This window comes from Candidatus Xiphinematobacter sp. Idaho Grape (genome assembly GCF_001318295.1).
Taxonomy (GTDB): domain Bacteria; phylum Verrucomicrobiota; class Verrucomicrobiia; order Chthoniobacterales; family Xiphinematobacteraceae; genus Xiphinematobacter.
Genome location: NZ_CP012665.1, coordinates 429630 through 449424, shown reverse-complemented (window position 1 = coordinate 449424; position 19795 = coordinate 429630). Strand labels below are relative to the sequence as shown.

18 protein-coding genes, 2 tRNA genes and 1 other RNA gene are annotated in these 19795 nt (G+C 48.2%); 14 read left to right on the top strand and 7 right to left on the bottom strand.

All coding sequences use genetic code 11. The features are described 5' to 3' along the window. Positions 1-27: 27 nt before the first annotated feature. Positions 28-804: a type III pantothenate kinase gene (locus AMD24_RS02065; RefSeq protein ID WP_062100454.1), complete on the bottom strand. Its 777-nt coding sequence runs from the start codon at positions 802-804 to the stop codon at positions 28-30. A gap of 182 nt (positions 805-986) precedes the next feature. Beyond that, an RNA gene (rnpB, locus tag AMD24_RS02060) (RNase P RNA component class A) lies at positions 987-1443 on the bottom strand. A 156-nt stretch (positions 1444-1599) separates the two neighbouring features. Between rnpB and AMD24_RS02055 the strand changes: the two genes are divergently transcribed. Continuing rightward, positions 1600-3405, top strand: a complete 1806-nt coding sequence (locus AMD24_RS02055) for a universal stress protein (protein WP_062100453.1) — start codon at positions 1600-1602, stop codon at positions 3403-3405. 13 nt (positions 3406-3418) lie between these two features. On the opposite strand, the gene AMD24_RS02050 is transcribed toward AMD24_RS02055, so the two are convergent. Then, positions 3419-4120 (bottom strand): thioredoxin family protein, encoded by a 702-nt coding sequence (locus AMD24_RS02050; protein WP_320408900.1) that lies wholly within the window; start codon positions 4118-4120, stop codon positions 3419-3421. A 27-nt stretch (positions 4121-4147) separates the two neighbouring features. On the opposite strand from AMD24_RS02050, the gene AMD24_RS02045 reads away from it, so the two are divergent. From AMD24_RS02045 to AMD24_RS02035, 3 genes are all read left to right on the top strand, one after another. Then, the gene (locus AMD24_RS02045) at positions 4148-4951 is read left to right on the top strand and encodes a YIP1 family protein (RefSeq protein ID WP_235503203.1); all 804 of its coding nucleotides are present in this window, start codon (positions 4148-4150) and stop codon (positions 4949-4951) included. Between the two features lie 315 nt (positions 4952-5266). Beyond that, on the top strand, positions 5267-6061 hold the full coding sequence (locus tag AMD24_RS02040; RefSeq protein ID WP_062100451.1) for a thymidylate synthase: 795 nt from the start codon (positions 5267-5269) through the stop codon (positions 6059-6061). Further along, positions 6058-6552 (top strand): dihydrofolate reductase, encoded by a 495-nt coding sequence (locus AMD24_RS02035; protein WP_062100450.1) that lies wholly within the window; start codon positions 6058-6060, stop codon positions 6550-6552. The genes AMD24_RS02040 and AMD24_RS02035 overlap by 4 nt, the downstream gene beginning before the upstream one ends. Positions 6553-6918: 366 nt before the next feature. Here the strand turns inward: AMD24_RS02035 and AMD24_RS02030 are convergent. Next, a tRNA-Lys gene (locus tag AMD24_RS02030) sits at positions 6919-6990 on the bottom strand. Positions 6991-7207: 217 nt separating this feature from the next. On the opposite strand from AMD24_RS02030, the gene gyrB reads away from it, so the two are divergent. The 8 genes from gyrB (at position 7208) to AMD24_RS01990 (ending at position 17228) form a co-directional block, all read left to right on the top strand. Next, positions 7208-9733, top strand: a complete 2526-nt coding sequence (gyrB, locus tag AMD24_RS02025) for a DNA topoisomerase (ATP-hydrolyzing) subunit B (RefSeq protein WP_062100449.1) — start codon at positions 7208-7210, stop codon at positions 9731-9733. 5 nt (positions 9734-9738) lie between these two features. Next, a complete protein-coding gene (gyrA, locus tag AMD24_RS02020) occupies positions 9739-12324 on the top strand; it encodes a DNA gyrase subunit A (RefSeq protein ID WP_062100448.1) in 2586 nt (861 codons plus the stop codon). A gap of 45 nt (positions 12325-12369) precedes the next feature. Then, positions 12370-12960 carry a hypothetical protein gene (locus AMD24_RS02015; RefSeq protein ID WP_148565174.1) on the top strand — a complete coding sequence of 197 codons (591 nt, stop codon included), beginning with the start codon at positions 12370-12372 and terminating at the stop codon, positions 12958-12960. 287 nt (positions 12961-13247) lie between these two features. Further along, positions 13248-13757: a hypothetical protein gene (locus AMD24_RS02010; RefSeq protein ID WP_158404351.1), complete on the top strand. Its 510-nt coding sequence runs from the start codon at positions 13248-13250 to the stop codon at positions 13755-13757. Next, positions 13721-14602 (top strand): prephenate dehydrogenase, encoded by an 882-nt coding sequence (locus AMD24_RS02005; protein ID WP_082383008.1) that lies wholly within the window; start codon positions 13721-13723, stop codon positions 14600-14602. The genes AMD24_RS02010 and AMD24_RS02005 overlap by 37 nt, the downstream gene beginning before the upstream one ends. 4 nt (positions 14603-14606) lie before the next feature. Further along, positions 14607-15905 carry a 3-phosphoshikimate 1-carboxyvinyltransferase gene (gene aroA, locus AMD24_RS02000; RefSeq protein WP_062100444.1) on the top strand — a complete coding sequence of 433 codons (1299 nt, stop codon included), beginning with the start codon at positions 14607-14609 and terminating at the stop codon, positions 15903-15905. Between the two features lie 49 nt (positions 15906-15954). Next, positions 15955-16608: a (d)CMP kinase gene (cmk, locus tag AMD24_RS01995; protein WP_158404347.1), complete on the top strand. Its 654-nt coding sequence runs from the start codon at positions 15955-15957 to the stop codon at positions 16606-16608. After that, positions 16605-17228, top strand: a complete 624-nt coding sequence (locus AMD24_RS01990; RefSeq protein ID WP_062100442.1) for a lysophospholipid acyltransferase family protein — start codon at positions 16605-16607, stop codon at positions 17226-17228. The genes cmk and AMD24_RS01990 overlap by 4 nt, the downstream gene beginning before the upstream one ends. Positions 17229-17287: 59 nt before the next feature. Here AMD24_RS01990 and rpsT read toward each other — a convergent pair whose 3' ends face one another. Together rpsT and AMD24_RS01980 are read right to left on the bottom strand one after the other, a co-directional pair. After that, the gene (rpsT, locus tag AMD24_RS01985; RefSeq protein WP_062100441.1) at positions 17288-17542 is read right to left on the bottom strand and encodes a 30S ribosomal protein S20; all 255 of its coding nucleotides are present in this window, start codon (positions 17540-17542) and stop codon (positions 17288-17290) included. Positions 17543-17570: 28 nt separating this feature from the next. Continuing rightward, positions 17571-17642, bottom strand: a tRNA-Met gene (locus AMD24_RS01980). A 486-nt stretch (positions 17643-18128) separates the two neighbouring features. On the opposite strand from AMD24_RS01980, the gene rpsP reads away from it, so the two are divergent. Beyond that, positions 18129-18398 carry a 30S ribosomal protein S16 gene (gene rpsP, locus AMD24_RS01975; RefSeq protein ID WP_062100440.1) on the top strand — a complete coding sequence of 90 codons (270 nt, stop codon included), beginning with the start codon at positions 18129-18131 and terminating at the stop codon, positions 18396-18398. Positions 18399-18554: 156 nt separating this feature from the next. Continuing rightward, positions 18555-18986, top strand: a complete 432-nt coding sequence (locus AMD24_RS01970; RefSeq protein ID WP_320408899.1) for a nucleoside-diphosphate kinase — start codon at positions 18555-18557, stop codon at positions 18984-18986. A 79-nt stretch (positions 18987-19065) separates the two neighbouring features. Here AMD24_RS01970 and AMD24_RS01965 read toward each other — a convergent pair whose 3' ends face one another. Continuing rightward, positions 19066-19650, bottom strand: coding sequence for a UbiX family flavin prenyltransferase (locus AMD24_RS01965; RefSeq protein ID WP_062100438.1), 585 nt, complete (start codon positions 19648-19650; stop codon positions 19066-19068). Positions 19651-19795: the final 145 nt, after the last annotated feature.

The following is a 19795-nucleotide window of genomic DNA, read 5'->3' as shown; positions in this document are numbered from 1 at the left end:
TTAAAAGGGTGAAGGGTGAAACTGTTCTCAGCTTTTAAAGCTTCTAGTAGCAATCAGCCGAAGCCCCTCCAAGGTTAACTTCGGATTGACGGTGTCGAAGAGCGATAAACGACTACCGATTAGTTTAGCATCGCCACCAGTTGCAATGATAGATGGGGTAAGTCCTTCGCTGAAGACTTCGTGACAGATTTGAAAGAGAATTTCCTGAATCAGACCTCGATAGCCAATCACAGCGCCAGAACGTATGGCTTCCTCACTAGACTTTCCCAAGACAGAACGTGGCTCACACAATCGTACCCGAGGCAATAGGGCGGTTCTTTGGTGGAGGTACTCGCTAAATACAGTAAGTCCTGGTGCAATGACTCCACCCACATAATTTCCGGCCGTAGAGAGCACATCAAAAGTCACAGCCGTCCCGAAGTCTACCACAATAGCTGGAATTCTGTAAAGTGCGACGCAGGCAACGGCATTTGCAAGCCGATCGGCTCCAATGTGTCTTGGATGAGGATAGTCGATACCGATACCTAAGTTAACTTCTGGGTCCACCCAGAGAATGGGGACAGACAGAGCGCTAGCAACCACTAGATTTCGAGAAGGTACAACTGATGCTATGACCGTATGGGTAAAGGACCAATTAGCAATAATAGCTTTAAGGCGATACGCTGTCAGTTTAGCCGTGGCAATGCGACGGATTGTCTTTAGTCGCCTCATGGAACTCAAAGCAATTTTTGTAAATGTGTTACTAATGTCTATCAACAAATAGCATAAGGAAGGATCATGCATGAATAATGTAGCTATCACCATAGCATCTGTTTAGCCTCCGTTGCTACAAAGATAGAAATGATAACTACAAATTCTACCTCTTTAGAGAGGATCCCATAAGAGGTAAGTAGCCAAATAAAAAACTGACGATGCTGACTGTTAGTTGTGTGATTCCTTAATGGGTCGCAGAAGCTAGCAGGCAGTAAGAATGCAACAATCCAGCGGAAGGAGGGGCAGTTGTAAGCCGGATTCTGTACAACAGCTCCCCAGCCCTAGCCAAGGTGCTGATGCGATGACCATTTCTCTGTTTTGTCCAGCAGGACAAAACCCCGACCTCTGTCAGGTGCGACCTAATACCCGGAGTTTCTAAGGGAATGACCCTCATCGGGCAGGCGACCCATCCTCCTATTTCGTCTTGCACCGCATGGGGTTTTTCGTACCCCCTTGCTTACGCTCGGGGTGGTGGGCTCTTACCCCGCCTTTTCACCATTTCCAGACGAGTTGAGTACGGCCCTAAGAAGCCCCCAACAGGCTGGTTGTCTATTCTCTGTGATACTCTCCGTCGCGTAGAACTTGCGTACTACACTCCCATGCGCTTCTCTTTGCATGGCATGCTGCCTTTTGGTGTCCGGACTTTCCTCTTCATCAACTCAGAGATAAAGCGGCCATCCCCTGCCCGCCCTTCCTGCAGGGAAGATAGGGAAAAAGGAGGCTAGTGACAATCAAAATACTTTAAATATATTGACGCCGCTCAAATTGGTAGTGAATTTCTTCTATCACTTGCCTCAAAGTGTTCTCAAAGGACACTTGTTGTCTCGCCATTGATAAATATTCGTCGTGGAGACCATTGAATTTCATAGGCCAAGGAATCTCGATTGGCCACGTGCAGCAGCACTTCTCTATGGGGATTGGGGAACAAGTAAGGCCTATGTACTAGGCTTGGCATTTGTAACATCTGGATTCTCCTCTTTGCCAATTATTCTGGCTGTGTGTAGTTTAACAGCGCTTGTGGGTGCCAATTATGTGGTAATCTGTCGGTGTTTTCCAGAAGGAGGTGGAGTATATTCCTCGGCCCGGAGTCAGTCCCGTCTGCTTGCAATAATTGGAGCACTCCTCTTGGTTGCTGACTTAACGGTAACGGCGGCCCTAAGCGGATGGGCAGCGTTGAGTTATCTAGAAGTGCCAAGTCAGTACGTTCTTGCTGGGACCATTACCGTGATTTTGACCGTTGGAATCCTTAACTATTTTGGCCCTCGCCCTAGTGGGAGTTTGGCCGTGATCCTTGCTGCTCCTACCATTCTAGTGGTGGTGGTGACTTTTTTGCTAAGCGTACCTTACCTCTCTATGCAACTACCTATCCACAAAATGGGGATAGAGCGCACCTGGAGTTCCTTTGTGAGTGTTATTCTCGCTCTGAGCGGTGTAGAGGCTATCGCGAATCTAACAGGGATCCTAAAGCTAGACAAGGGCTCGTCTATAGCTAGACCGCAAATTGGTAGAACAGCCTTCAAGGCAATTCTGCCAGTTGCTATTGAGGTAAGTGTAGGAACCGCTTTGTTAGGTTGGGCGATGCTTTCCATACCGGAGGAACTTTCTCAGGAAATGTTCAGACGGGGGGAAGATATGATTCGCTTTATAGCTGAGTTTTACGGAGGGTTAGCGTTGGGGGCTACATTTTCCAAGATCTATGGGTTTGCGGTAGGTATCATTTTTTCTCTCCTTTTGTTTAGTGCCGTGAATACGGCAGTAACTGCTCTTATCGGTTTACTCTTTATAACCGCGAGAGATGGGGAAATGCCACGGGCTTTTCTGCGTTTAAATTCTCATGGAGTGCCCATTGCCCCCTTGGCAATTGCGGTTGCTCTCCCTTGTCTAGTCCTAATTTCCACTAATAGCTTTGAGGCCTTAGCTGGGCTCTACGCAATTGGAGTGGTGGGTGCTATCTGTGTGAACTTGGGATCGTGCTCCTTAAACTGGAACCTAACAATGAATCTTTCCGAGCGATGGATCATGTTTATTACCTTTTTGGTATTGGTTGCCGTCGAGCTCACATTAGCTCGAACCAAACCTGATGCGCTCTTTTTTGTCCTTTGTGTCTTAGTTGTAGGACTTTCCCTACGGGCCTATGTACAGAAGCTTTCTGGGTTGCGCACGGTAACAATATCTAGGGAGATAGCGGACATTGCCGAGTCAGAGGAAATTGAAAAAGTGCTACGATTCCGGGCCGCTTCTCAAAGGATTTTAGTTTGTTTACGTGGAGTAACATCGGCATTAGAGTTTGCCTTCGATGAAGCATTGCTACGTCGTGCTGAACTCTATGTACTCTATGTACGGGAGGTGGTAGTGCTATATCCAGGAATGCACACAGCCCCTTCACGTTGGGAGGAGGATCCTCAGGCAAGCGTTATCCTTAACACTGCCCTTGGCATGGGTAAAGAGCGTGGCATCTCGGTGGTACCTGTCTTTGCCAGTGCTGCTGCCCCAGCCGGAATCATTGTGGATTTGGCAGCAACTCTGGGGGCAGATTTCCTCATCTTAGGCTCTTCCAATCGCTCTACTATGGACAAAGTCCTCAAGGGTAACGTGGCCTCACAAGTCGCCGCTAACCTTCCCGACAGCATTCCGATTCTCATCTACGGTTAGCTTCGTACCAACCTTACTGCAGCCACTTGATGCTACATCCAATGCTGGGTATTTGCCTTTCAGGTATGGGCTTGTCTGCCAGGGTAGCTTCCAGGGCTACACGTAAGTTCTCCCCAGTAACTGGTAGGCCATTGCTTGGAGTGCTTTCATCCAGACAGCCGTGATAAACCAGCTGTCCTTTGGAATTAAATAGGAAAAAATCCGGTGTGCACACAGCGGCAAATGCCTTAGCAACTTCTTGGGATTGATCAAAAAGCAATGGGAAGGGAAAGGCATGCTCAATGGCCATTTGTCGAAGCATAGCTGGTGCATCCTCAGGGTATTTCTCGCCATCATTGGAGCTAATTGCTATGAAGGCAGCTCCACGAGACTGGTAATCTGAAGCAAGCCGTATAAGCTCCTTTAACACATGGGCAACGTAGGGGCAATGCCGACAGACAAACATGATCAAAACGGCCCTTTTACCACAAACTTCTTGATGAGAAACAAGTGTGCCTCTCACAACGTCTGGAAGTGCAAAGGAAGGCAGAAAGTGACCGATAGGTATGGAGTCATTAGCAATGGTAGGCATGAGAGGAGGGTGCCAAAAAAAGGAGAAGGACTCAACTCTTTCATTAAGAGGTTTTGTTGAGTGTTGACCTGAAAGGAGTGTTTGGCTAGGCAAGCGGTTGTGACGTACCTTATCCATCCAGTTCATATCAACAGAAACCGACATTCTCTTGGCCAGTTCTCTCCGGAAGAAGTGTCTGCTGGTTTAGCATCCGGACGTTTTCTTCCGACTGACTTAGGCTGGACCGCAGGAATGGAGGCTTGGGAACCGCTTTCTGAATTTCAGGATTTACCCCCCCCGCCTCCGTTACAGGAATTAGGAACGTCTCCCCCTGCGTTTTTATTACTTGAACCCCTGTGGGAAAAAAGGCATGAGGTCGGCATTCTACAAGCATTGTTCCAAACTATTAGAGGGATCCTGGTAAATCCTGCCGAGGTTTTCTCAAAAATGCCTACTAGGGGTGACTATCTTTCCCCTCTCCTTTACGTTATCACCTTAACGGTGGGAGTGGGGGTCTGTACCCTACCCTACAGTACACTTTATGCGGCGGTGTTTAGGAGATTGGTACGTAGTTTTCCTGGTGTTAATACACTGAATATGAGCTTCTTTGAGGTAGACTCTCTTAGCTTGGCAAGCATTGCGATGGCGATCACGCTTATGCCAGTCCTGGCCACGCTGGGTAGTTTACTCCGCGCGGGCTTCTTGCACCTTGTTTTGTACCTTGTAGGCGGCGCGAACAAGGGGTTTGAGTCTACGTTTCGAATTATCTGCTATTCAGATGCTACAGCCGCCATTTTTCGCCTGCTTCCATTCTTGGGAATTCTAGTTACCTTTGTGCTTGACATTTTATTGCTGATCATAGGTCTCAAGAAAGTTAACCAGATTGAGGGATGGCGTGCCGCCTTGACGGTTCTCTTCCTGCCTTTCTGTTTCTTTGTCAGTATTGGGGCAGGTATCTTGTTTCTGGCTTTTTCCTTAGCATCAAAGTTGCAGTAGATTTTTACTGATGAAGTTCATGTGAACAGTCGGGCCCTCGTGTATCGCAACGTATTTCCCTATGAGGTAGTAGGCCCCTAGCGTGCCTAAGTAAGCGCCTTCTATTTCGTTTCAGTTATCCTCCCTTGTTTAATCTTAGATAGAGAAACCCTGCCTGGTTATGGTGCCTGATGGGAGAGCATAGAGGAGGGAGTTAGTTGATTTTATCTGCGGGATGGCCTGCAGCTTGCTGCAGGAATGTAGAATAGCCCCTTGTGACCGCATCGGTCCTTGCCTGTTTTCCCTCTATCAGGCTAGATCTGGAGTAGAAATTGAATGGAACAATACCATCGACTCCTCCGTTTAGTTCTCAAAAAAGGAAAGTGGAGATTGGACCGCACAAACACTGGTACCCTTTCCGTCTTTGGCGTGCAGGAACGGTTTGATCTGCGGGAGTTCTTTCCCCTTCTTACCACAAAGAGGATGCATGTGCGCTCAATTATCTATGAACTTCTCTGGTTCCTTAGAGGAGATACCAACGTCCGATATCTAAACAAGAATCGAGTAACCATCTGGGACAAGTGGGCTGATGTTAACGGGAGTTTAGGGCGTATTTACGGAGCCCAGTGGCGTAGTTGGCGTACCCCGGAAGGGACAGCTATCGACCAGATACAGTCGGTGATTGACCAAATTCGCGCCAACCCAAGTAGTCGACGCTTGGTAGTATCCGCCTGGAATGCTGGTGAACTTGATCAAATGGCCTTGGCTCCCTGTCATACCCTTTTTCAATTTTATGTTCAAGATGGTGAGATATCTTGCCATCTCTATCAGAGGAGCGCAGACCTCTTTCTCGGAGTTCCATTTAATATTGCCTCCTACTCATTGCTGACACTTATGGTAGCGCAGGTATGCAATCTTCGCCCTCTAGAGCTAGTCCATACCTTCGGAGATCTGCACCTTTATCAAAGTCATTTGGAACAGGCATATCTCCAGCTCCGACGGGACTGCAGGATTTTGCCTCAAATGCGTCTTAATCCTAACGTACATGAGATTGACGCATTTCGCTTTAGAGATTTTTACCTCGTTGGGTACCATCCGCATCCTACTATTAAAGCTCCTGTCTCAGTATGAAAGCTATTGTTGCAATAGCAGAAAATCGCATCATCGGGTACAGGGGGGGAATTCCTTGGAAACTTCCAGAGGACCTAAGATTTTTTCGGGAAATTACATGGGGTACTACTGTGATCATGGGCCGCAAAACGTATGATTCCATTGGGCATCCTCTGCCAGGAAGGCTAAATGTTGTTCTCACACGCAAAAGATTTAAAGCGGCGGGAGATGGGGTGCTCTGCTTCTCTGATCTGAAGGCGGCTGTTCGATTATGCAAGCAAGCAGAAAAAAAAGGTGGGAGAGAAGTGTTTGTGGTTGGGGGAGCGTGTATCTATCAAGCTCTGCTGCCGTTCTGCAGCGAGATCCTTATTACCCACGTGAAGGGTTATGATTCTTTGGAGGGAGACACCTTTTTTCCACCCTTTGAGAAGGAGTTTAGTACGAAGGCATTTATTCGAGAAAACAGGCAAATGCGAATTATACGCTACCTAAGGGGGGCATGCCAGAGGTGAGGCGGACCGAGAAGAAGAATCCACATGGATCGTAGCGGAATTTGGTCATACTACACTATTTCCTGCCACTTTTTACGTTCTTAGTGGTCCCCCTTTCTCCACATAGAAGCAGATCCAACTTTATGATACCATCAATTCCATTCTGAGCGAGACTACAGGCTAGGCAGCAGAAAACACCCATCAGTAAGAAGAACACGCCAGATGTGCTGTATCCTATGGTCAGACCAAGGGCTCTCCAAGAGCTCCTATCGCGAAAGACAAGAGGGAAGCAAAAAGAACTATCCCCCTAGACAAACATCCTCCACACTTACCATGAGCCTGGTAGAGTTTCGTGGTAAGCCTCAAGAAGAGAAGAAGCGATCCTACTGCACCGAGAAGGACTTGAACCTTCAACCAATTGATTAAGAGTCAACTGCTCTGCCGTTGAGCTACCGGTGCATAAGGGAAACGCACATACTCCGAAATGCTACCTTGTAGTAGTAGTCAAAGTCTCAGAGCAAGGACTTTTTCTAAAAAACTCTTTCCCCATACACCCATACGCTAGACAGAAAGCGACGAACAAAAAGCTGTACCTCTTATCCTACTTTCCTTACCTTCGTTTATAGTGGAGGATGGGGCTTGGTGTCCCACGACGTAATGTGCTAATGTACTACTCATGGCAGACTTGCACAGCGACCTAAAGGACCTAAAGACTCAAGAGTACGGATGGAGACAGATCGATAGGCTAGAGGGATTAGAGTCCGTACGCAAACGGCCTGGCATGTATATCGGCGACCCTGACGAACGTGGGTTGCACCATTGTGTTTTTGAGGTCCTTGACAACTCTATCGACGAGCATCTTGCGGGGTTCTGCACTCGGATTGAGGTCTCCATCCGCAGCGATGGGTCAGTATCTATCTGTGACAATGGTCGTGGTATTCCAATAGAGCGTCACCCAAAGTGGCAAATGCCCGTCTTGGAGCTTGTCCTTACCAATCTCCATGCAGGTGGTAAGTTTGGTCAGGGGGCGTATAGGTATAGTGGTGGTCTACATGGTGTGGGGGCTAAATGTGTTAATGCGCTTTCTGAATGGTTTAAAGTGGACGTTCTAAGAGATGGCAAGGTGTACCGTATGGCCTTTGAACGCGGTAAAACTATGCAACAGTTGACGGTTCTCGGAGATCTTAAAGATAGGGGGCAAACTGGAACAGTAGTTTCATTTTTGCCTGATCCAGAAATTTTTATAACTACTACAGAGTTTAAGTATGAACGACTGGCCGTGCGTTTACGTGAACTTGCTTTCCTTAATCCTGGCATTGAAATTTCCCTCTCCGACGAGAGGGAAGATGAAGTCCGAAAACCTCGCTCTGAGACATTCCTTTACAAAAACGGCATAAGTGAATTCGTCCGTCAGCTTGGAGAGAATAAGCAGCTTCTCCATCCAAACCCTATTGCTGTTTCTGGTCGACGCGGAGATGTTTTTGTGGATGCAGTCCTACAGTATAATGACTCCTACTCGGACCAAATTCTCTGCTTCAGTAATTCAATTTCCAACCCGGATGGTGGAACACACTTAACCGGATTTCGCACGGCGCTTACACGGGCTGTCAATCAATACGTGAAAGCCAACAACCTACTTAAAGAGAGGAGTTTTTTTTTAAGTGGTGATGATGTCCGTGAAGGGCTCATTTGCATCTTGAGCGTTAAGCTGACCAATCCAAGATTTGAATCTCAAACCAAAGTCAAACTCGTTAATACTGAGGTAGAAGGAATTGTCCATTCCGTCATATATGAAGGGTTGATGGGCTACTTTGATGAAGCTCCTACAGTCGCTAGGTGGATCGTGGAAAAATGCCTAATGGCCGCGCGAGCCAGAGATGCAGCAAGACGGGCCAGGGAAACTGTTCGTAAGGGCATTCTTACTGGAGGAGGGTTGCCCGGTAAACTCTCCGATTGTTCAGAACGGGATCCTTCCCTTACCGAACTTTACATCGTTGAGGGGGATTCCGCTGGAGGATCTGCTAAGCAGGGTAGGGATCGTCGCTATCAGGCTATTCTCCCTATCCGCGGTAAGCTAATTAACGTCGAGAAGGCCCGCCTAGATAGGGTCCTTCAAAATACTGAAATCCAGGCTGTGATTACCGCAATTGGAACAGGCATTGGAGTCGGAGAGGGGGAGGGATTTTTCAACTTGGGGAAGCTTCGTTATGGACGTATTATCATCATGACTGATGCCGATGTGGATGGTTCCCATATTAGGGCTCTACTGCTCACATTCTTTTTTCGCCAGATGCAAGAGCTGGTACGCCGCGGCTACGTTTATATCGCTCAGCCTCCCCTCTATCAAATTAAGCGTAAGAGGCATGAGGAGTACGTGGAAGACGATGTCCAGCTTAATCGTATTCTCCTTACACTTGGTGCTGAGGAAGTGCGTCTTGTGGATTTGGCAGATAACAATAGGGAATTTACGCAGCCCCAGCTTAAGGAAATTCTAGCGCTATTGGAACGCCTAGAAAGGCACGGAAATACTCTTCGAAAGCTTGGTGGAGACTTTGGGGCTTACCTCGCATCGATGCACCCTCAAAGAGGGACTCTCCCCACACATCTAGTACAAATTCGCGACGGAAACAATGAAACCGTTAGGTTTTTCCACGATGAAGAGGAATTGAGGGACTTCGCAGCCACCAATCAGGATCTAGCGCTTTTTGAGGAAAAAGTAGAAACAAACAATGGGGTAGGATTGGTTTCTGGAAATCAGCACCATCGCCGCTGCCGGTTGATGACAATCCATGAGTCCGCTGGAGTTGAAAAGCTTATCCGTGAATTGTTTAAATGGGGTTTTCGTGCTGAGCACTACTCAGTCCAAAAAAACCCCATTTTCATCCTAGCGGAAGGTACTGTAGGAGACCGACAAATTCACCATGCAATATTCGCGATTCCTCGCATCTTGGAGCTCGTTATGGAAATTGGCAGAAGAGGTGTCCAAATCAAGCGGTTTAAAGGATTGGGAGAGATGAATGCTAGAGAGCTCTTTGAGACCACAATGAATCCTGGAAAACGTAGGCTCCTAAAGGTTCGGTTGGATGAAACCAACGCGGTGGAAGCAGATAAAACATTTACCATTTTAATGGGGGAGATGGTAGAGCCACGGAGGCATTTTATTGAGGACAATGCTCTAAATGTCCGCAACCTGGATATCTGAATTTGATGTATACACAGAACGGGAAGGCCGAATTAGTAGATGTAGTTGAGGAGATGTCGCGATCTTTTCTCGACTACTCTATGTCTGTTATTATTTCTAGAGCTCTTCCGGACGCTCGTGACGGTTTGAAGCCTGCTCAACGGCGTATCCTTAACGCCATGTATGACCTGCGGCTCTTCCCGAGTCACCAGCATGTTAAGTGTGCGAAGATCTGTGGTGACACAAGTGGGAACTACCATCCGCATGGCGAAATGGTAATTTACCCAACACTTGTTCATATGGCCCAGCGTTGGGCCATGCGGGAGAGGTTAGTGGAAGGGCAAGGTAATTTTGGGTCGGTGGAAGGCGATCCCCCAGCTGCGATGCGCTATACGGAAGCGCGCCTAACGCCTCTTGGGGCAGCCCTCATGGATGACATATTCCAAGAAACGGTAGACTTTGTTCCCAACTATGACGGGCGCCTGACCGAACCAACAGTCTTCCCAGCTGCATTCCCAAACCTGCTGGTCAATGGCAGCATGGGGATCGCCGTTGGTATGGCAACGAGCATCCCGCCCCATAATCTCGGGGAAGCAATTGAGGCTACCTGCGCCATGATTACCAATCCTGATATTACGATCGACGAATTGTCAACCCATATCAGAGGGCCTGATTTTCCTACTGGCTGTCAGATTTATGGCACTTCCGGAATCCGGCAATATTTTAAAACCGGGCGTGGCTCGGTTAAGGTGCGAGGAAAGGCTGGGGTTGAGGAAATTAAGGGCGGTCGTGAGCAGATCGTAATCACAGAAATTCCCTACAATGTTAACCGTGCCGCTTTTGTCGAGCGCATCGCTCAGCTTGTTAGCCAGAAGGTGATCACAGAGATCAGTGCAGTGCGAGATGAGTCAGACGAAAATACTCGCGTGGTTGTCGAGCTAAAACGGGACACAGTGCCAAAGGTTGTTATTAATCACCTCTTTAAATACACTCAGCTGGAGACATCTTTTCCTGTGTACATGTTGGCTATTGATCATGGCCAACCAAAGTTACTCTCCCTGAAGGAAGTAATACAGTGTTACACCGAGCATCGGCGCGAGGTGGTTTTAAGGCGCACGCGTTTTCTACTTCGTCAAGCAGAAGAACGTGCAGAAAAACTTGAAGGCTACCTCATAGCGCTTGCTCACCTGGATGATTTTGTTCGCATTGCTCGAGAAGCTACTTACAGGGAGGAAGCCAAGACCCGCCTTATGGCATATAAACTGGCACAGGACCGAGTACAATCCATTGGCATTTGCATTCGAAGTGTAGCCCGCCTAATCAATGGGAGCTATCCCTTTAGCGCAACGCAGGCGGACTCAGTCCTAGAATTACGTCTCTATCAACTTACTAGTCTTGAGCAAGAAAAGATCAAGGGAGAGTATCAGGAACTTCTAGAAAATATTGAGGATCTGAAGAACATTCAGGCTAGCGAATCCCGTGTGTTGAGTATCATTCGGTCTGAATTGCGTGCTGTCCAGAAGCAATACGCTACTGCCCGTCTTACTGGAATTGTATCTGAAGAAAGTGAAATCCACATCGAGGATCTCATTGTCAATGAGGGATGCATCATCACGGTAACCTATGGTGGCTTTATTAAGCGTACGCCTGTGAGCGCCTATCGCGCCCAGCGTCGTGGTGGAAAAGGAGTTATCGGCATGGCTACGCGGGATACTGTGGGTAGCGGTCAGGAAGGAGATTTCGTCGAACATTTATTTACAGCCAGCACTCATGATTATCTGATGTTCTTCACCAAGACAGGGCGATGCTATGTCGAGAAGGTGTATGAGATACCAGAGATGGGACGTGCCTCCAAGGGACGCTCCGTTGCCAATCTTCTTAACCTCCAGCCTGGAGAGAGTATCGCTGCTACACTGCGAATTCAGTCTAAGACCATAAATTCTGGTGCCGTAGCAGTAGATCTCACTTGGAACGCTTCCCTATACATCCTCTTTGCCACAGAAAGTGGTATCGTCAAGAAGTCTAACCTTGTCAATTTTTCCAACGTCCGTAAGGGGGGAATTATTGCAATCAGGATTGAACCAGGAAACCAGTTAATCGATGCTGTGCTTACCACCGGTGATAGCGAGGTGATCCTTGTTACTCGTAGGGGAATGAGCATCCGTTTCCATGAGGAGGAATTAAGGGATCAAGGACGTGATACAGTCGGAGTTCTGGGTATTCGGTTAGAAGAGGGAGATGCTGTGGTTGGCGTCGCTATCGTCCGACCTAGCGCCACGCTACTTGTTGCTGGGGAAAATGGAATCGGAAAGCGCACCCCTTTCCGTGATTATCGGCTGCAATCCCGTGGCGGTAAAGGAGTCATTACGATGAAGACCGGAGATAAAACAGGCTATGTAGTGGGTGCACTTGCCGTCAATGATCGAGACGAGTTAATGTTGATCACCACGGGGGGCCAGTTAGTCCGCACCCATATCCTGGGAATTCGTGAGGCTGGGCGTAACACCATTGGAGTAAAGTTGATTAATCTGCAGGCGAAAGAGAAGCTACAGGCGATAGCTCCCGTCGTGAGTCAAACGACTGACGAGGGTCCAGCTCCGGGGGAGGTATAACGTTTCCGCTCTGTCTAGGGAAAATCCTCCTGTCCACACTACGCATTGTTTTGCCTTTTCACCAATGTTATACGATTGAAGCCTGCCCTAATTGCCTTCCTACTTCTCGTGCTGAGGGGAGATATTTTTGCCGACGGAGGTACCGTGCAGATTTCCAAAAAAGCCGGCCCATTTCGGATCACCGTTTTTACTACTTCCGCCATTGTACGCGCAGGATTAGAGGATGTTAGCGTATTGGTGCAGAACCACTTTACTCATCAGCCTTTGTTAAATGCTAAAGTCTGTCTTTCATTTCAGCGTCTAGACAAACATCCGGCAACTATCGCAGAGATCTGGACGCCTCCCTGTTGTCGGACAAAACCTAATCTAGCTAGGTACCAGGCTACTCATACGGCGGCAACGAACAAACTGTTATACGCCGTCACGACAGTTTTTCCGGCAGCTGGTAAGTGGGAAGTGCAAGTGGAGGTATTGTCTAACGGTGCACGAGGCTTAGTAAATGGAATACTATATGTAGCACCACCTGCTTCCCCTCTGCTTAGTTATTGGCCTCTCTTTCTCCTCCCAATAATTGCTATCGTTGGTTACGTAATGCATTACCGATTATGTTCTGCTCGTGCCCATAAAAAGCCGTAGTCTGTTCGTGTAGACGCAATCTGTGAAGTTTCCTGGATTGCATGTTGTGCAAGGTGCATACCTGACTTTTTTCAACGAGGTTATTGCGTCCTTTTCTAGAGTCAGTGGTAACAATACCTGCGGAACAATAGCGGGTAGGGGAAATACAGCTAGGTTATACCCCTTTATGTGCTTGCCAGCTGATGTGGCTTGAATAAGGACGGAATGTTGCTTACGTAATTTACTTCGTTTCTTCCACCTTTAGTGGCTGCAGAATGCCAAGAGTACATAGTCGATGTGTTTAGTTGATGTCTGAACGAAAAGTGAATTTAATTGATGCGATCTGTAGGTTAACCATGAGAGATTTTCGGTGGATCATGCTTGCCGTGATAACGGCGTTGCTTTTTGCCTGCGGAAGGATGACAAGCCAAATGAATTCCGTGGGTCGGAACCGGTCTGGTGGGGATGGTACCGTGGGTTTTTCGAGTGCTATCGAGCGGGATAGGCAGCTCATAGAGAGCAGATCTTCTCCCAATGCTCAAAGCAATGGAGGCTCGGTAGAATCTCCTCCTAGGATCCGACCACCCTCCGAGACTGCTGACAGCAACAGTCAGCAGGCTGCTACACACTTCCCCTCCAACCTCCTTAGTGCTACAAGGGCGTCGCAGGAGATTCCTTATGCAGCTCCAGTACCCGGCAAAAAGGGTCTGGTAACCAGCCCACATGCACCTTACGCAGGATATGTAGATGTTCGTGGTTATCCACCTGGACAGGAGGTAAAATGCCCTTATACAGGCAAACTTTTCCGCGTCCCCTAAAGACAGTGGCTATTCTAGCTCCTGGACTCATTGGAGGATCACTGGCCTTGGCATTAGCCCGAGGGGGAGAGTGGAAGATCCACGTTTGGGCTCGAGAAGAGACATCTCTTCGAAAAGCAAAGATGTTGCTTCAGCCGCTGAAGGCGTCTTTACAGTTTGAGGAGGTCATTCCTGGTGCCAAGGTGATAGTTCTCTGCTCCCCCGTTTCTGCTATGGGGAGATTGGCTAGGAAAATCCAGCCCTTTCTTGACGTAGATGCAGTGGTCACTGATGTCGGGAGTATCAAGGTTTTTGTCATGCGTGAATTAGTTCCCATTTTAGGAGATCGTTTTTTGGGAGGGCATCCAATGGCTGGTTCTGAGCAAAGTGGCTTAGAGGCAGCCCGATGGGATCTCTTCCTGCAAGCTCCGTGTATTTTAACACCGTTGAGCCCTGTCCATCACCCTACAGTCGTCTCACACCTAGAAAAGGTACGTAACTTATGGACCTCCGCAGGAGCCCGAATTTTTGAAATGACACCGGAGCAGCACGATACAGCTGTGGCGTTTGTTAGTCATCTGCCGCATGTCGCCGCCGTCGCTCTTGTAAGCACTGTTTGTTCTCAGCCTCTATCCCTGCAAGAAATCGCCGGCGGAGGATATCGAGATGCAACGCGCGTTGCACAAGGGTCTGCGGATCTATGGTTAGATGTGCTACTAGAAAATCGGGAGGCCATCTTGGCGGCCCTTTGCCACTACGATAACCAGCTCCAAACCCTTTCTCATCTCCTGAAAATGTCAGATACAGACGGCCTGTACAATTTTCTTGAGAAAGCGAGCGTAGCTAGGTCTCTACTCAAGAATTGAAGCCATGCTGAAAATTAAACGTGGTGCGCCCACCCATAATACAATCACGGTACCCGGGGACAAAAGTATCTCTCATCGAGTGTTAATGCTTACTGCTCTCTCTGACGGGGCTTGTGAGATTACGAATCTGCTTTGTGGGGAGGACTGCCTCCACACGGTGGAGGCTCTACGCGGGCTAGGGGTTTCCATTGAACTGTTCCCTGAGCACTGTTCCGCTGTGGTCCATGGATGTAGTGGGAAACTTCGTGCTCCAAAAGGAGATATTCATTGTGGCAACTCTGGCACCACTATGCGGTTACTTGCTGGCATCCTGGCCGCTCAACCATTCTGTTCTCGACTCGTTGGGGATCCTTCCCTTTCAAGACGCCCAATGAAGCGTATCATAGAACCCCTGTCGCTTATGGGGGCAAAATTGTCAGCAGAAGGGAACAATTTTCCACCCCTCTTGGTTGAAGGGAAGCCACTGCAGCCTATCACTTACCAAATGCCAGTGGCTAGCGCACAGGTTAAGAGTGCCATCCTTCTAGCTGGACTATTTGCCCAAGGAAAAAGCACTGTAATTGAATACGCACGAAGCCGTGACCATACAGAGCGCATGTTGCAGGACTTCGCAGTTGCTATCCAAAGACATGGGAGAGAGATTTCATTAAAAGGGCCGTCTGTTCCACAGGCTCGCAACTTTTGCATCCCTGGGGATATTTCGAGCGCATCGTTTTGGACAGTGGCCGTAGCAGCTCAACCTGGAGCGAATCTCCTCATTGAGAATGTGGGGTTAAATCCATCTCGTAGAGCTGTCCTGGATATTTTATCCCGAATGGGAGCGTGCATTCGGGAAACGTCAATAGGGCAAGTAGAGATTGGAGAACCATCTGGTTCTCTTGAAATTACTGGAACGCAACTGCGTGCAACCACTATCCAGGGTGAGGAAATCTCCAACGCAATTGATGAAATACCTATTATTGCAGTAGCTGGAGCACTCGCTCAAGGGAAGACTGTTATCCGTAACGCACAGGAGCTAAGAGTAAAAGAAACTGATCGCATTACTGCCTTAACGGCTAATTTACGAGCTATGGGTGTGGGGATTATAGAGCATGAGGATGGCATGGAAATTCAAGGCAGAGATTCCCTTATAGGGACGCATGTAAAGAGCTTTGGCGACCATCGGATTGCAATGGCATTCTCTATAGCTGGCTTATTTGCTACAGGAGAAACTGTTATTGAAGACACAAGTTGTATTGCAACTTCCTATCCGGGTTTTGAGAAGACCTTACAGCGGTTTTCAAAAGGCATAGTAATCTGTTAGTCCTAAGTTAAGACTGATGGAGTAAAAACTTGCTATGGGTTTTGTGTGTATGGATAATCACCCAGTCGTTTCTATTGATGGCCCAGCGGCGGTGGGGAAGAGCACTGTTTCGCGAGCAGTAGCGCGACACCTGGGATTTATGTTTGTCAGCTCTGGCGAACTTTACAGAGCAGTCACTTGGACGGCATTAGAATCAGGCATATCCGCAGAGTCGAAAGAAATGCTTAGCAAGTTTCTTTTTCAGCTCCGAATTTCGAGTAAATTCCTCTTTGGAAAGGCTATTTTCCTTGTTAATGGTGTAGACTGTGCCGTGCACCTGAGTGATACGCTTGTTCGACAGTACATCTCCCGATTTTCTAGGGTTCCTGAATTTCGTCGGGTCTTGCTTGAGCCGCTTCGGGATTTGGGTAGACGCCTTCCTCTAGTAATGGAGGGTCGCGATATTGGTTCAGTTGTCTTCCCAGAAACTCCTTATAAGTTCTACTTGGATGCTTCTGAGAAAGAACGCCAGCACCGTCGAGAAATGCAAGGGATTATAGAGGTGATTAGAGAGCGTGACCAACTGGATTCCACTCGAGAAATAGCACCGCTGATTGTCCCAGTAGGAGCGTGGCTCGTTGACACTACTCACCTAACACGAGAAGAGGTAGTACAGCAAATTTTGCGGTTGCTTAAAATACAAGGCTTCCATTTCTCGCTATGACACTCATTTATAGGGCCGGCTATTGGCTCTGTAGGTTAACTGCGGCAATCCTATTTCGTTACCGGGTGGTGCATCCAGAACGAATGGTTGAGAAAGGTGGGGTAGTTTTGGCAGTTAATCACACAAGCTATCTTGACCCTCCTCTTGTCGGTATCTGCTCACGCCGAGATGTATATTTTCTTGCTCGAAAGACGCTCTTAGAATGGCCCATTCTAGGTCCTTTATTTCCGAGTATGAATACTATCCCAGTAGATCGAGATGGGGTAGCTGGAATGGCTCTAAGGGTTGTTATCCAAAAGATCCGCAGAGGAAATGCAGTAGTACTTTTTCCCGAGGGCACGCGCTCTAGAGACGGCACCCTGCAGCTGGCACGACCTGGCATAGGCCTTATCGTTGCAAAGACGCTTTGTCCCGTCCTTCCATTGCGGATTTTTGGTGCTAACAGGGCATTCCCATTAGGAGGGAAAGTACTGTACCCTACGAAAATTACCACTGTAGTTGGAGAAGCAATTCACTTCTTACCTGGAGATGTACAGCCCGCTAATAGAGAGACTTATAAGCGGATTGGTCAGCGAGTGATGGACGCTATCAATGGTATCCACCTATCACAAGAAGGATGAGCTCATGCTACATGCAGTATAAATAATATGCCAACGTCACTGACGGGCAGTCTCCTCAGTTAGGAGTTCTTACTAGAGGCGAGCGACTTCCTGCGGTTAGCCAGGTTCCTATGGATAACGCCTTGCTTGACAGCCTTATCAAGCAAGGAAGATAAGGCCATAGAGGCCTTATGGATGGTTGCTTTATTTCCCTCCGTAGCAACCAAGAGAAGCTTCTTTTGTTGAGTCCTAAGAGTGCTCAGGACGCTTGCATTGCGGGAGGCGTTACGAACGCTCTGGCGCGCTCGCTTAGCAGCAGATTTAGTATTAGCCATGAAAATTGGATCTAGATATGTACCTTTTTGCCAGGAGGGAGAATCGAACTCCCGGCCAAGGGCTTATGAGTCCCCTGCTCTACCGCTGAGCTATCCTGGCGTGGATTAAGCTTCATCCTAGGTAGGGAGACTTTACGGTCAAGCGTGTTTTTCCATCCACGCATCTGTCTCCTCGGATGCGTCCACTGGCCGAAGTTTCTGCAAAAGAGGAAATACTTGGTGAGAACGAACCTGTCTCAGTCAGCGGCTCAGGATTTTCAAGATGAATTACAGCCCCAGGACTTGCTATGTTGGGGGAGATATATTTCTACTGTAAGTTCTCAGTCCGTCACTACGGCTTTTCATATAAGGATCCAGTGGCTCTTTAAAAAATCTTCTTGGATTCTACCCAGAAATGACCTACCCTCACAACGGGGTCGCTTGGCAAGCTGGAGCGGTGGGAGGAAGAGTGTGTGGGGGCGGAGGCTAACAGGGTTTAGTCTAAAAGGCAGACAGTTGGGCACATGTGGTGTTTCGTAGGAGCAGAGCATTAGGCCTTATCACAAAATGTGTTGGCTGAGGTGCGGAAGAAGAGAGAACAGATGCTATGGCAGTAAGAATTCGATTGAAACGCGAAGGGACCCGCAACTGCCCCTTCTACAGGGTCGTGGTGACTGACCGGCGTCATCCGAGAGATGGCAGGTTTATCGAGATTGTCGGCAGATACAACCCCAGGAGTCGAGAAAGTGATTTCTCCGTTGAGCTTAGCAGGGTGGAGTACTGGCTGGGGGTGGGCGCTCAGCCTTCTCAAACGGTGCGTGACTTGATTAAGAAAGCGCGAGGAAGGCAGCAGGATCAGGTTTCTTCTGTCGCATAGCTGTCTTCTTGTCGATATGCCGACGCGGCCTTCTCCCTTGTCAGATTTCTAAGGTCTCGCCGGGTGTTGGTGTTGTCGTCTAGACTTGGGATGGTGTGCCGGCTTGCTGGAAGGGTGAAGATCCTCTGCTGTAAGTAGCTATAAGTAGACATGGAGATGACGCTAGTTTTGCTCAAGCCGGATTGTCTTTTAAATCGACATGTTGGAGCCGTCCTTTCTCGTTTTGAGGAGAGTGGCTTTCGCATCTGTGGGATCAAAATGCTGCAGCTCAACGCTGGGATTCTTTACAAACACTACGCGCATATTGCCGATAAACCGTTTTTCCGAGAGGTACAGGCCTTTATGGAATCCACACCTGTTATTGCTTTAGCCTTAGCAGGCGAGAGCGTGGTTGCCTGCGTACGGGAGTTAGCTGGTCCCACCGACTCGCTAAAAGCAATGAAAGGAACTATTCGCGGGGACTTCGGAAAAAATGTTATGATCAATGTCATTCACACATCAGACTCATCAGAACAGGCTGAAAGTGAACTCAAACACTTCTTCCGGAAGGAAGAGATTTTTGAGTATACGCTGTCTGCAATGCCTTAGGGCCTCACTTGTGGCTTCCCCTCCGGAATCCCTTCTTTCCTTTCTTCCTTACACAAAGCCGTCTCTTGGAGGAAGGCAGTCATCTGGATGGAAGGGCATGAGGCGTTTCTTTCCATCGGTAGGCATCTAAGGCAGGTAACCCTAGTTGGTCCAAAACGCGCCATACTACCGTATCTGCTACTTCCCTAATAGTGTTCGGTTTGCTGTAGAAGGAAGGCATCGCTGGCAAAAATATGGCACCGGCTTCTATCGCTGCTGTTACGTTTTTTGCATGGATTAGATTCCAGGGAGTTTCCCTTACTACGAGAATTAACTTGCGTCTTTCTTTAAGAAAGACATCTGCAGAGCGCAAAATGAGGGATTCACTTGTGCCTGCTACAATGCGCCCAAGAGTTCCCATGGAGCACGGTATAATGATCATTGCATCAAATCGTGTGGAACCACTAGCAAACGGTGCATTCATATTCCTATTAGAGTGTCGAATTATTGTACTCTTTGGGAGTTGTAGTTCATTGATTTCTTCATGAATGACCTGATGAGCAAAAGAACTAAAGATGAGGTGAATTTCGTGAGGTATATCGCTTGGGAGCGTATCCAGGTAATCGAGTAACCGCTGGAGATAAATGGCTCCACTGGTAGCTGTTGCTGCAACGACAAGTCTCATAAAGAAAAAATAGAAAAAGCAGATGGTCCAGTGGAAGGAGATATTCTTGTGGATTCTCACGGGATCCGAGTGGCGGTCGATTCAAAAAGTGCTTCCTTTACATATGAGTGGCTCTGTACTTGATTGCAGTGAAGGCCTGCAAAAG